Origin of the sequence: Sphingomonas sp. CV7422, from assembly GCF_027945725.1 — a bacterium.
In the GTDB taxonomy this organism is placed as follows: domain Bacteria; phylum Pseudomonadota; class Alphaproteobacteria; order Sphingomonadales; family Sphingomonadaceae; genus Sphingomonas; species Sphingomonas kyungheensis.
Genome location: NZ_CP115900.1, coordinates 1,831,276 through 1,844,300, shown reverse-complemented (window position 1 = coordinate 1,844,300; position 13,025 = coordinate 1,831,276). Strand labels below are relative to the sequence as shown.

Genomic DNA, 13,025 nt, shown 5'->3' with positions numbered 1-13,025 from the left:
CTACATCGCCGGCATGCTCGCCGGCATCAGATTGTGGTCGAGATGGCCCATGATCCAGATCGAACCGATCAGCACGAGCCCGACGATCAGCACGCCGAACGCCAAGGCGAGGACGTTGTTGGTATTGTCCGGCCCGCTGGTGACATGCAGGAAGAAGACGAGGTGGACGCCCATCTGCGCGATCGCCAGCGCGATCAATGCGACCGGGATACCCGGACCGTAGATCACGCCGCTATGCACCACCGCGAAGGACGCGATGCTGAGCACCGCCGCCAGCAGGAAGCCGACGATATAGGTCACCATCTTGCCGCGGATGTCGACGCCGCCCGAGTCTTCGCCGGGCGCGCGATCGTCGTCGAGGTCGGACTGATCGCTCATCCGGCGACTCCCAGCAGATAGACGGTGGTGAACAGCGCCACCCAGATGATGTCGAGCGCGTGCCAGAACAGGCTGAAGCAGGCGATGCGGCGCAGGATCTCGTCACGGAAGCCCTTGGCCTGGACCTGCGCCATCATCGTCGTCAGCCAGACGAGGCCGAGCGTGACGTGGAGGCCATGACAGCCGACCAGCGCGAAGAAGGCCGACAGGAAGGCGCTGCGCTGCGGGCCATGGCCTTCGCCGATCAGATGGAGGAACTCATAGGCTTCGAGCGCGAGAAAGCCGGCGCCGAGCAGGGCGGTCGCCGCCATCGCGATCTGGAACCAGAAGCGGTTTTTCGCCGCGGTCGCGATCCCCGCCATGCCGCAGGCGAAGCTGGAGGCGAGCAGCAGCGCCGTCTCGCCGCCGACCAGCGGCAGCTCGACGATGTCGCGCGCCGCCGGACCGCCCGCGGTCGCCTTGGCGAGCACCGCATAAGCGGCGAAGAAGCCGGCGAACATGATGAAGTCGGTGAGCAGGAAGATCCAGAAGCCATAAGCGACGACGACGCGCTTGGGCGCGGGCCCCCGTTCGCTGGGCGCGATCTCACCGCGACCGAGCTTGTGCGGATCGCCGCTCATGCCGGCTGGTCCGCGGGGATGTCGAGCAATCGCGCCTTGGCGTTGCGCCGCTCGGCGTCGAGCCGTTCCGCCTCGGCGGCGCTGATCTCGATCTCATTCTCGTCACGCCACGCGAAGATCACGAAGGTCGCCCAGGCGCCGAGGAAGCCGAGCGCGAACAGCCACCAGATATGCCAGACCGCGGCAAAGCCGAGCGCGGTGGTGAAGAAGGCGGTGACGACACCGGTCGGCGAGTTGCGCGGCATGTGGAACGCCTCATATTTGGGGCGCTCGGAGAGTTCGCCATTATCGCGTGCGGTCGACTTGATCCCCCAATAGGCCTCCTCGCCCGTGACGTTCGGCAGCACCGCGAAGTTGAACGGCGGCGGCGGCGAGGTGGTGATCCATTCGAGGCTGCGCCCGTCCCATGGATCGCCGCTGACATCGACGAGGTCCTTGCGGTTGCGGATCGAGACATAGAGTTGGATCACCTGGCAGGCGATGCCGCCGGCGATCATCAGCGCGCCGAACGCCGCCGCGATCAGCCACGGCTGCCAGCCCGGCACGTCGTAATGCGCCATCCGCCGCGTCATCCCCATCAGCCCCAGCACGTAGAGCGGCATGAAGGCGAGATAGAAGCCGCCGACCCACAGCCAGAAGGCGCGCCGCCCCCACCGCTCGTCGAGCCGGAAGCCGAACGCCTTGGGGAACCAGTAATTGTATCCGGCAAAGGCGCCGAACAGCACCCCGCCGATGATGACGTTGTGGAAATGCGCGACGAGGAACAGCGAATTGTGCAGCACGAAATCGGCGGGCGGCACCGCGAGCAGCACCCCGGTCATCCCGCCGATCACGAAGGTGACCATGAACGCCACCGACCACAGCATCGGCACGTGGAAGCGAATCTTGCCGCCGTACATGGTGAACAGCCAGTTGAAGACCTTCACGCCGGTCGGCACCGCGATGATCATCGTCGTCACGCCGAAGAAGCCGTTGACGTCGGCCCCCGCCCCCATCGTGAAGAAATGGTGCAGCCAGACCATGAACGACAGGATGCAGATCACCATCGTCGCCACCACCATCGAACGGTAGCCGAACAGCGGCTTGCTCGAGAAGGTCGAGACGATCTCGCTGAACACGCCGAACGCCGGCAGGATCAGGATATAGACTTCTGGGTGGCCCCAGGCCCAGATGAGGTTGACGAACATCATCTGATTGCCGCCAAGCTCGTTGGTGAAGAAGTGGAAGCCGAGGTAGCGGTCGAGCAGCAGCATCGCCAGTGTCGCGGTCAGGATCGGGAAGGCCGCGACGATCAGCAGGTTGGAGGCAAGGCTCGTCCAGCAGAACATCGGCATGCGGGTATAGCCCATGCCCGGCGCGCGCATCTTCAAGATGGTGGTGACGAGGTTGACCCCGGACAGCAACGTCCCGACGCCCGAGATCTGCAACGCCCACAGATAATAATCGACGCCGACGCCGGGCGAGAAGCGCAGCTCCGACAGCGGCGGATAGGCGAGCCAGCCGGTCTTGGCGAATTCGCCGATGACGAGGCTGAGGTTGATGAGTAACGCGCCGCTCGCGGTCAGCCAGAAGCTGACGTTGTTGAGCGTCGGAAAGGCGACGTCGCGGACGCCGAGTTGCAGCGGCACGACGAAGTTCATCAGCCCGATGACGAACGGCATCGCCACGAAGAAGATCATGATCGTGCCGTGCGCCGTGAAGATCTGGTCGTAATGTTCGGGCGGCAGATAGCCGGGATTGCCATAAGCGATCGCCTGCTGGCTGCGCATCATCGCCGCGTCGACGAAACCGCGCATCAGCATCAGCAAGGCGAAACCGCAATACATGATGCCGATGCGCTTGTGATCGACCGAGGTGATCCATTCGCGCCACAGATAGGGAACGTGCCCGGCGCGCCACGTCCACACCAGCACCGCCAGGATGCCGCTGCCGACGATCGCCGCGGCGATCAGCGGGATCGGCTGATCCCAGGGGATCGAATGCCAGTTGAGCTTGCCGAACATGCTCAACTCTCCCGCCCGCCATTGTCGGTTTCATGCACCGGCGCACCGGCCTCCCTCACCGCCGCGGCGAAGAAGCCGCGCGGCACGCTGCCATAAGCGAACGGCGTCACATTGCCCTTCTGGCGGGCGAGCGCGTGATAGCTGTCGGCGGTGAGCGCCGGCCCCTGCCCGCGCATCTTCGCCGCCCAACCGGCAAATTGCTGCGCCGGCACCGCGTCGACGGTGAAGTCCATATCCGAAAAGCCTTCGCCGCTGTAATGCGCCGACAGGCCGTGGAAGCGGCCGGGCCGGTCGGCCATCAGGTTGAGCTTCGCCTCCATCCCCGCCATCGCATAGATCTGACTGCCGAGCCGCGGCACGAAAAAGCTGTTCATCACCGTCGCCGAGGTGATGCGGAAATCGACCGGCGTGCCGGCAGGCACGACGACACGGTTGACGGTGGCGATGCCCTGCTCCGGGTAGATGAACAGCCATTTCCAGTCGAGCGCGACGACCTGGATGGTGATCGGCTTGCGCGTCGCGGCGAGCGGCCGGCGCGGATCGAGCTCGTGGCTGGCGATCCAGCCCATGCCGCCGAGAAAGATGATGACGAGCAGCGGCACCGACCAGACGAGCAGTTCGAGCTTGCCTGAATAAGCGAATTCCGGCCGGTGCTTGGCACGGCCGTTGCCCGAGCGGAACCAGAAGGCGAAGGCGAGCGTCAGGACGATCACCGGTATGACGATGCCGAGCATCACCGCCAGCGAGTTGATCAGCAACGTCTTCTCACCCGCGGCGACGGGTCCTGCGGGGTCGAGCAGCGCGGGCGCACAGCCGCCGAGGGCCGCGGCCAGCACGAACGGCAGACGTCTCAACATACGAGCGGCGGCAGACAGATCATCATTCCCCTTCGCGGAAGCCCGCCGGAACGGTTCTCCGATAATTGCAACGAGTGGCAATGCGGAGGGTTTCGCCCGCTTACGAACTATTCCGGGGATGATTTGCGGGGATGCGCGAGGAGTGGATCGGCGACTGGCATCGTCGGCGCATCGTGCCGGCGCGCCGCCCTAACGCTGGCGCGCCCGCCGCCACGCGAGCGACTGCCGGTTGAGCGTCGCCAGATCGACCGTTCCCGCCGCCGCGCTCTCGCCGAGCCTGACCGCCTCGGCCAGTCGGTCCAGCGCGATATGCCGATAGGCCGGCCGCGCCGCGACCGCATCGTACCAGACACCGCCCACCGCCGCATCGAGCAGGATGCGCTGGAAACAATGATCCGCACGGACCGGCCACATACGACACCCCGCGAGACCGGGCAGGGTCTCGCGGGTCAGCGTCAGCCAGGCGGCTTCGAGGGAGGCGCGGTCGGGATCGGCCGCGGTCATCGCTTAGATATGGATCGGCTTGCCGGTCACCGCCATCGCCGCTTCCTTGAGCGCTTCCGAATGCGTCGGATGCGCATGGCAGGTATAGGCGATGTCCTCGCTGGTCGCGCCAAACTCCATCGCCTGCGCCGCCTGCGCGATCATCGTACCGGCAACGCTGGCGATCGCCCAGACGCCGACGACGCGGTCGGTCTTGGCATCGGCGATGATCTTGACGAAGCCGTCGGGCTCATGGTTCGTCTTGGCGCGGCTGTTCGCCATCATCGGGAACTTGCCGACCTTGACCTCACCTTTCGCCTTGGCCGCTTCCTCGGTGAGGCCGACGCCGGCGAATTCGGGCATCGTGTAGACGACGCTCGGGATGACGTCGTGGTTCACGATGCCGGTCAGTCCGGCGATATTCTCGGCGACCGCAATCCCCTCGTCCTCCGCCTTGTGCGCGAGCATCAGGCCGGGGGCGACGTCGCCGATCGCCCAGATGCCGGGCACGCTGGTCGCGAAATCGTGATCGATGTCGACCTGGCCACGCGCATTGACCGACAGGCCGGCGGCTTCGAGGTTGAGACCGTCGGTATTGGGCTTGCGGCCGATCGCGAGCAGCACCGCGTCCGCCTCGATCGTCTCGCCCGCACCGCCCGCCGCCGGCTCGAGCGTGAGCGTCGCGCTGTCGCCGGCAACGGTGACGCCGGTCACCTTGGTCGACAGCTTGAACTCCATGCCCTGCTTCTTGAAGATCTTCTGCGCTTCCTTGCGCACGTCGCCATCGAAGCCCGGCAGGATCTGGTCGAGATATTCGACGACGGTCACCTTGGCCCCCAGCCGGCGCCAGACGCTGCCGAGCTCGAGACCGATCACCCCGCCGCCGATGACGACGAGATGCTGCGGCACCTTGGCGAGTTCGAGCGCGCCGGTGCTGTCGACGACGACCTTCTGATCGACGGTGACGCCGGGCAGCGGCGTCACGCTCGACCCGGTGGCGATGACGATGTTCTTGGCGCGCACGGTCTTGCCGGCGACCTCGACGCTATCCTCACCGGTGAAGCTGGCGCGGCCCTTGAGCCATTCGACCTTGTTCTTCTTGAACAGATATTCGATGCCGCCGGTGAGCTGCTTGACCGCGTCGCGTCGCTGGCCGTGCATCGTGTCGAGATCGAGTTCGGCGGTGACCTTGATGCCCATCTTGGCCATCGTGCCGTTGGCGGCGGCATCGAAGAATTCGGACGCATGCAGCATCGCCTTCGACGGAATGCAGCCGACGTTGAGGCAGGTGCCGCCGAGCGTCTCGCGGCTCTCGACGCAGGCGGTCTTCAGCCCGAGCTGCGCCGCGCGGATCGCAGCGACATAGCCGCCGGGGCCGGCGCCGATCACGAGGACGTCATAGTCATACTCAGCCATGATAGGCTCCGTTCATATTATGTGATGAGAGCGAAGGCGTGGTTGCCAGCCTCGACGGCTTTGCGCACGAATGATCGAAGCCCAGCGATATCGGATTGCAGAAACGTCAACGCTTCCTCTCCCTCATCCGCCAGCGTCTCGGCCAAATATACCTGCTCGGCTACGGCAGTCGAGGCATCATAACGCCTCGCCCACTCTTCATCAGAGTGTTTTGCCAAAGCCGAGTGGAACGCCCGTATCGCCTCAGACGGGATAAACCATGCCGGCCCATAACCGTGGTCGGGACCGACTTCTTCGTAGGTACCGAGGATGAAACTCAGCGGACTATCAACGGGACCAGCTGATCCCGTCAGCAGGAAATGGACAGCATGCCACTGCTTGTCCAAGTCCAGGATCTGATAGTCTGGAGAGAGGTCCTCCGGATTGACGAAGTCGTAGATGGACTCGGGATCGGCACGCAAGGAGACGACATCGTCGTCACTGGCGGCTCTTACAACCCAAACCATTCCCATTGTTCGGCTCCTTACAGGTCGATCAGGATCCGCGTCGGGTCTTCGATCGCATTCTTGAGCGCGACGAGGAAGGTCACCGCCTCGCGGCCGTCGATCAGGCGATGGTCGTAGCTCAACGCGAGATACATCATCGGGCGGACGACGACCTGGCCGCCGACGACGACCGGGCGTTCCTCGATCCGGTGAAGGCCGAGCACCGCGGCCTGCGGCGGGTTGATGATCGGGGTCGACATCAGCGAGCCGAAGACACCGCCGTTCGAGATGGTGAAGGTGCCGCCCTTCATCTCGTCCATCTTGAGCGTGCCGTCCTTGGCGCGGCGGCCGAAGTCGCCGATCGTCTTCTCGATGCCGGCGACGGTCAGGTCCTGCGCATCGCGGATCACCGGCACGACGAGGCCGTTGGGCGCGCTGACCGCGACCGAGATGTCGGCATAATCGTGATAGACGATCTCGTCGCCCTCGATGCTGGCGTTGACCGACGGAATGTCCTTCAGCGCCATCGTCGCGGCCTTCACGAAGAAGCCCATGAAGCCCAGCCGGACGCCGTGCTTCTTCTCGAACAGGTCCTTGTACTTGGCGCGCGCCTCGATCACCGCGGTCATGTCGACGTCGTTGAACGTCGTCAGCATCGCGGCGGTGTTCTGCGCTTCCTTGAGGCGCTTGGCGATCGTCTGGCGGAGGCGCGTCATCTTGACGCGCTCTTCCTTGCGGCCGCCCGCGGGCGCAGCGGCCGGCGCCGGCGCGGCGGCGGGCGCGGCGTTCGCCGGCTTGGAGGCGGCAGCGGCGGCGACGTCCTCCTTGGTGATGCGGCCGTCCTTGCCGGTGCCGGTGATCGACGCCGGGTCGAGCCCATATTCGAGCACCGCACGCCGCACCGACGGCGACAGCGCCGCGGGCGAATCGCCGGCCGGCTCGGCCTGTGCCGGAGCGAGCGTGGCGGCAGGCGCGGCTGCGGGTGCAGGCGCTGCCGCCGGCGCGGCGGCCGGAGCCGGGACCGCGGCGGCGCCGTCACCCGCCTCGATCGTCGCGAGCATCGCGCCGACCTCGACCGTGTCGCCGACCTTGACCGCATGGCTGCCCATCACGCCGGCGACCGGCGAGGGCACCTCGACCGACACCTTGTCGGTTTCGAGGCTGGCGATCGGCTCGTCGACCTTGACCGGGTCGCCCGGCTGCTTGAGCCATTCGCCGACGGTGGCTTCGGTGATCGATTCACCCAGAACGGGTACGGTGACTTCGGTTGCCATCTCTTGCATCCTTCTCCCCGGGGAGGCGGGGTCTCAATCGGGGAATTTGGGTTAGCTGCCGGGGGCCTGCGTCGGCCGGGCGGTGGTGGTCGATCCCTCGCCGCGGGTGCGGCGGATTTCCTCGCGGACGTTGTGACCGAGCGCGTCGGCGACCAGCGCGCCCTGTTCGGCGGTATGACGCTTCATCAGCCCGGTCGCCGGCGATGCCGCCGCCTGCCGGCCGGCGTACCGCGCCCGCTTGATCGGGCAATTGGCGGCCTTGAGCGATTCCTCGATCAGCGGCTCGACGAAGAACCAATAGCCGTTGTTCTTCGGCTCTTCCTGCGCCCAGACGACGTCCTGCAGATTGGGCATCCGCGCGATCCGGCGGGCGAGCGCATCTCCCGGGAAAGGATAGAGCTGCTCGACGCGGACGATCTGCGTCGTCGTATCGCCGGCGGCGTTGCGCGCCTCGATCAAATCATAGGCGACCTTGCCGGTGCACAGCACCAGCCGCGTCGTCTCGGCATCCGCCGCGCCGTTGGTGTCCGACAGCAGCCGCTTGAAGTGGCTGTCGCCCTGGAAGTCCGCCGCCGCCGACACCGCCAGCTTGTGGCGGAGCAGCGACTTGGGCGTCATCACGATCAGCGGCTTGCGGAAGTTGCGGTGCATCTGCCGGCGCAGCAGGTGGAAGTAATTGGCCGGCGTGGTGCAGTTCGCGACCTGGATATTGTCCTGCGCGCACGACTGGAGGAAGCGTTCGGGACGCGCCGAGCTATGCTCCGGCCCCTGCCCTTCGTAGCCGTGCGGCAGCAGCATGACGAGGCCGTTGGCCCGCAGCCACTTGGATTCGCCGCTGGTGATGAACTGGTCGATCATGATCTGCGCGCCGTTGACGAAGTCGCCGAACTGCGCCTCCCACATCACCAGCGTCTTGGGGTCGGCGAGCGCATAGCCATATTCGAAGCCGAGCACGCCATATTCGGACAGCGGGCTGTCGAGCACCTCGAACCGGCCATGCTCGACCGTGGTCAGCGGCACATATTTGTGCTCGTCGGTCTGGTCGACCCAGACGGCATGACGCTGCGAGAAGGTGCCGCGGCCCGAATCCTGACCCGACAGGCGCACGCCATAGCCTTCCGACAGCAGCGAGCCGAAGGCCAGTGCCTCGCCGGTCGCCCAGTCGAAATTCTCGCCGGTCTTGAACATCTGCCGCTTGGCATCGATCACGCGCGCCAGCGTCTTGTGGATCTGGATGCCCTCGGGCACCGTGGTCAGCGTGCGGCCGAGCGCGTCGAACAGCTTGAGCTCGATCCCCGTCTCGACGTTGCGCCGCTCGCTGCCGCCGTCGGTCGGTGCCGACAGGCCCGACCAGCGGCCGGCGAACCAGTCCGCCTTGTTCGGCTTGTAGCTCGCGCCCGCCTCGAACTCGCCTTCGAGCAGGGTGGTGTACTGGTTGACCTTGTCGTCGAGCCACGCCTGGTCGATCACGCCCTCGGCGATCAGCCGCTTGGCGTAGATCTCGCTGACGCCGGGATGCTGACGGATGACGTTGTACATCAGCGGCTGGGTGAAGCCCGGCTCGTCGCCCTCGTTATGGCCGAAGCGGCGATAGCACCACATGTCGATGACGATGTCGCGGTGGAACTTCTGGCGGAATTCGATCGCCATCTTGGTGGCGAAGGTCACCGCCTCGGGATCGTCGCCGTTGACGTGGAACACCGGCGCCTGGACGCCCTTCGCCACATCCGACGGATAGGGCGAGGAGCGCGCGAATTGCGGGCTGGTGGTGAAGCCGACCTGGTTGTTGATGATGAAATGGACGCAGCCGCCGGTATTGTAGCCGCGGATGCCCGAGAAGCCGAGGCATTCCCAGACGATCCCCTGCCCCGCGAAGGCCGCGTCGCCGTGGATCAGCACCGGCAGCGAGGCGACGTGATCGCTGAGGTCATTGGCCAACGTCTGGATCGCGCGCGTCTTGCCGAGCACGACCGGATCCGCCGCCTCGAGATGCGACGGATTGGCGACCAGCGACATATGCACCTTGTGCCCGTCGAACTCGCGGTCGGTCGAGGTGCCGAGGTGATATTTGACGTCGCCCGAGCCGCCGATCTCATCGGGATTGGCCGAGCCGCCGGCGAATTCGTGGAAGATGACGCGCAGCGGCTTCGCCATGACGTTGGCGAGTACGTTGAGCCGGCCGCGATGCGCCATGCCGAACACCATCTCGCGCACACCGGCCTGGCCGCCGTATTTGATCACGCTTTCGAGCGCTGGAATCATGCTCTCGCCGCCGTCGAGGCCGAAGCGCTTGGTCCCGACATATTTCTTGCCGAGGAACTTCTCCCACTGCTCCGCCTCGATCACCTTGCTGAGGATCGCGCGCTTGCCGTCGGTGCTGAACTCGATCGCCTTGTCCTTGCCCTCCATGCGGTCCTGCAGGAAGCGGCGCTCCTCGACGTCGACGATATGCATATATTCGAGGCCGACGTTGCCGCAGTAATTGCGGCGCAGCGTGTCGACCAGCTCGCGCACCGTCGCCCATTCGAAGCCGAGCGTGCCGCCGAGATAGATCGGCCGGTCGAGGTCGGCGTCGGTGAAGCCGTGATATTCGGTGCGCAGATCCTCGGGCATCTCGCGACGCGACAGGCCGAGCGGATCGAGATTGGCGGCGAGATGACCGCGGACGCGATAGGTGCGGACCAGCATCTGCGCGCGGATCGCATCGCCCGCCGCCTTGATGATGTCCTCCCTGGACGGCGCCGCCGTCGGTGCCGCGGCGGGCTTGCCGCCCTTGGCGGGCTTGGGGGCGGGCTCCATCTGCGTCGGGTCGAGCCCGGCGGTCAGATCGTCGGTGGTCGACAAGGGCCAGCGCTTGTTGGTCCAGCTCGGACCGCCGCTGCCTGCCTCCAGGCCTTCGAAGAAGCCGCGCCAGCCGAGATCGACCGACGACTGGTCGGCCTGATATTTGGCGTAGAGCGCCTCGATGAACTGGGGAGACACGCCTGCGGCGATGTCGCTGAAATCCTGACCTTCGTAGCCCATGGTCTTCTTCCTGTTCCCTTCTCCCAGCGGGAGAAGGAGGGGCCCGCCCGCGACAGCGGGTGGGAGGATGAGGGCGAGCGTGGCGTGATGCCCTCACCCTTGTGCCGCCCCGGGGCGGCTCCCTCCCTCTCCCGGTGGGAGAGGGAGGGTTGCATTAGCCGTTCAGCACCTCGAGCAGCGTCGAACCCAGCTCCGAGGGGCTCGCCGCGACCTTGATCCCGGCGGCTTCCATCGCCGCGATCTTGCTCTCGGCATCGCCCTTGCCGCCCGAGACGATCGCACCGGCGTGGCCCATGCGGCGGCCCGGAGGCGCGGTGCGACCGGCGATGAAGCCCGCCATCGGCTTCTTGCGACCGCGCTTCGCCTCGTCGATCAGGAACTGCGCCGCCTGCTCCTCGGCATCGCCGCCGATCTCGCCGATCAAGATGATCGACTGGGTCGCCTCGTCAGCGAGGAAGAGCTCGAGCACGTCGATGAAGTTGGTGCCGTTGACCGGATCGCCGCCGATGCCGACCGCGGTGGTCTGGCCGAGCCCGGCGTTCGAGGTCTGGAACACCGCCTCATAGGTCAGCGTGCCCGAGCGCGAGACGACGCCGACCGAACCCTGTTTGAAGATGCTGCCCGGCATGATGCCGATCTTGCACTCGCCCGGCGTCAGCACGCCCGGGCAGTTGGGGCCGATCAGCCGCGACTTGCTGCCCGACAGCGCGCGCTTGACGCGGACCATGTCGAGCACCGGAATGCCTTCCGTGATCGCGACGATCAGCGGGATCTCGGCATCGATCGCCTCGAGGATCGAATCCGCGGCGAAGGGCGGCGGCACGTAGATGACCGACGCATCGGCACCGGTCTTCGACTTGGCTTCGGCGACGGTGTTGAACACCGGCAGGCCGAGATGCTCGGTCCCGCCCTTGCCCGGCGTCACGCCGCCGACCATCTGCGTGCCGTAATCCAGCGCCGCCTTGGTGTGGAAGCTGCCGGTTTCGCCGGTCATCCCTTGCGTGATGACCTTGGTGTTCTTGTTGACGAGGATGCTCATCTCGGTTCTCTTCCTCACTGTGCTAGCGCAGATACGGCAGCGCCAATTGTGTCATCCGAACACGGACTCGAACAGGTCGAGCCAGTCGGGGTTTTTCTCTTCGATCAGCCGCAGCTTCCAGTCGCGGTTCCACTTCTTGAGCTGGCGCTCGCGGTATCGCGCGGCCTCCAGATCGTCATGAACTTCGTACCAGACGAGTAACGTACAGCCGTATGTCTTGGTGAAGCCGTCGATCAGGCCATTCCGGTGCTGGTAGACACGGGCAGCGAGATCGCTCGTTACACCTGTATAGATCGTTCCGTTGAGCCGGCTCGCCATCATGTAGACGTAGCCGGCCTTGTTCACCGTTCGCCCCGATGTGCTCCCGCGAAGGCGGGAGCCCAGTCCTGGTTCCCCGCCTTCGCGGGGACACTTGGGTCCGTCGGGCGCACCTTACTTCAGCGTTTCGTCGATCCCCTTGCACGCTTCGAGCAGTTCCTTGACAGCATCGACCGAGACGGTGAGGTTCGCCTTCGCCTCGTCGTCGAGCGCGATCTCGACGATCTGCTCGACGCCGCCGGCCCCGATCACCACCGGCACGCCGACATAGAGGTCGTTGACGCCATACTGACCGTCGACATAGGCCGCCGCCGGCAGCACGCGCTTCTGGTCGTAGAGATAGGCCTCGGCCATCGCGATGCCGCTGGTCGCCGGGGCATAATAAGCCGAGCCGGTCTTGAGCAGGCCGACGATCTCGCCGCCGCCGCCGCGCGTGCGCTTGACGATCGCGTCGATCTTCTCCTGGCTCGAGCGGCCCATCGTGATGAGGTCGGGGACCGGGATGCCGGAGACGGTGGAATAGGAGATGACCGGCACCATCGTGTCGCCATGGCCGCCGAGCACGAAGCTGGTGACGTCCTTGACCGAGACCTGGAACTCCTCGGCGAGGAAGTGGCTGAAGCGCGCCGAGTCGAGCACACCGGCCATGCCGACGACCTTGTTGTGCGGCAGGCCGGAAAATTCGCGCAGCGCCCAGACCATCGCGTCGAGCGGGTTGGTGATGCAGATCACGAAGGCGTCGGGCGCATTCGCCTTGATGCCCTCGCCGACCGCCTTCATCACCTTGAGGTTGATGCCGAGCAGGTCGTCGCGGCTCATGCCGGGCTTGCGCGCGACGCCGGCGGTGACGATGATCACGTCGGCACCGGCGATGTCGGCATAATCGTTCGAACCGATGATCTTGGCGTCGAAGCCCTCGACCGGGCCGCACTGCGACAAATCGAGCGCCTTGCCCTGCGGCACGCCTTCGACGACGTCGAACAGCACGATGTCGCCGAGGTTCTTCAATGCCGCGAGGTGCGCGAGCGTGCCGCCGATGTTACCGGCGCCGATCAGCGCGATCTTCTTGCGAGCCATCCAATCCATCTCCGTTACAGGCAGGGCGTGATTGGTCACGCCGGTTACGCC

The 13,025-nt window shown here is 65.8% G+C and carries 12 protein-coding genes; all 12 read right to left on the bottom strand.

What is annotated here, in order from left to right; translation table 11 throughout:
* The 12 genes from cyoD to mdh all read right to left on the bottom strand — a co-directional run bounded on the left by cyoD (position 1) and on the right by mdh (position 12,974).
* Complete coding sequence (cyoD, locus tag PBN85_RS09020; RefSeq protein ID WP_271298735.1) at positions 1–378, bottom strand: cytochrome o ubiquinol oxidase subunit IV; 378 nt, start codon at positions 376–378, stop codon at positions 1–3.
* Positions 375–998: a cytochrome o ubiquinol oxidase subunit III gene (gene cyoC, locus PBN85_RS09015; protein WP_037536632.1), complete on the bottom strand. Its 624-nt coding sequence runs from the start codon at positions 996–998 to the stop codon at positions 375–377. Before cyoC ends, cyoD begins: the two co-directional genes overlap by 4 nt.
* Positions 995–3,001: a cytochrome o ubiquinol oxidase subunit I gene (gene cyoB / locus PBN85_RS09010; RefSeq protein WP_271298734.1), complete on the bottom strand. Its 2,007-nt coding sequence runs from the start codon at positions 2,999–3,001 to the stop codon at positions 995–997. Before cyoB ends, cyoC begins: the two co-directional genes overlap by 4 nt.
* A gap of 2 nt (positions 3,002–3,003) precedes the next feature.
* A complete protein-coding gene (cyoA, locus tag PBN85_RS09005) occupies positions 3,004–3,858 on the bottom strand; it encodes a ubiquinol oxidase subunit II (RefSeq protein ID WP_271298733.1) in 855 nt (284 codons plus the stop codon).
* Positions 3,859–4,047: 189 nt separating this feature from the next.
* Entirely contained in the window at positions 4,048–4,362 is a 315-nt protein-coding gene (locus PBN85_RS09000; RefSeq protein ID WP_271298732.1) for a GCN5-related N-acetyltransferase, read from the bottom strand.
* A gap of 3 nt (positions 4,363–4,365) precedes the next feature.
* Positions 4,366–5,757: a dihydrolipoyl dehydrogenase gene (gene lpdA / locus PBN85_RS08995; RefSeq protein WP_271298731.1), complete on the bottom strand. Its 1,392-nt coding sequence runs from the start codon at positions 5,755–5,757 to the stop codon at positions 4,366–4,368.
* Positions 5,758–5,774: 17 nt separating this feature from the next.
* Complete coding sequence (locus PBN85_RS08990; RefSeq protein WP_271298730.1) at positions 5,775–6,269, bottom strand: YfbM family protein; 495 nt, start codon at positions 6,267–6,269, stop codon at positions 5,775–5,777.
* Positions 6,270–6,280: 11 nt separating this feature from the next.
* Positions 6,281–7,516, bottom strand: a complete 1,236-nt coding sequence (odhB, locus tag PBN85_RS08985; protein ID WP_271298729.1) for a 2-oxoglutarate dehydrogenase complex dihydrolipoyllysine-residue succinyltransferase — start codon at positions 7,514–7,516, stop codon at positions 6,281–6,283.
* 51 nt (positions 7,517–7,567) lie between these two features.
* Positions 7,568–10,540: a 2-oxoglutarate dehydrogenase E1 component gene (locus tag PBN85_RS08980; RefSeq protein ID WP_271298728.1), complete on the bottom strand. Its 2,973-nt coding sequence runs from the start codon at positions 10,538–10,540 to the stop codon at positions 7,568–7,570.
* Between the two features lie 154 nt (positions 10,541–10,694).
* Positions 10,695–11,579 carry a succinate--CoA ligase subunit alpha gene (gene sucD / locus PBN85_RS08975; protein ID WP_271298727.1) on the bottom strand — a complete coding sequence of 295 codons (885 nt, stop codon included), beginning with the start codon at positions 11,577–11,579 and terminating at the stop codon, positions 10,695–10,697.
* A 51-nt stretch (positions 11,580–11,630) separates the two neighbouring features.
* On the bottom strand, positions 11,631–11,924 hold the full coding sequence (locus PBN85_RS08970) for a GIY-YIG nuclease family protein (RefSeq protein ID WP_271298726.1): 294 nt from the start codon (positions 11,922–11,924) through the stop codon (positions 11,631–11,633).
* An 87-nt stretch (positions 11,925–12,011) separates the two neighbouring features.
* On the bottom strand, positions 12,012–12,974 hold the full coding sequence (gene mdh, locus PBN85_RS08965) for a malate dehydrogenase (RefSeq protein WP_271298725.1): 963 nt from the start codon (positions 12,972–12,974) through the stop codon (positions 12,012–12,014).
* Positions 12,975–13,025: the final 51 nt, after the last annotated feature.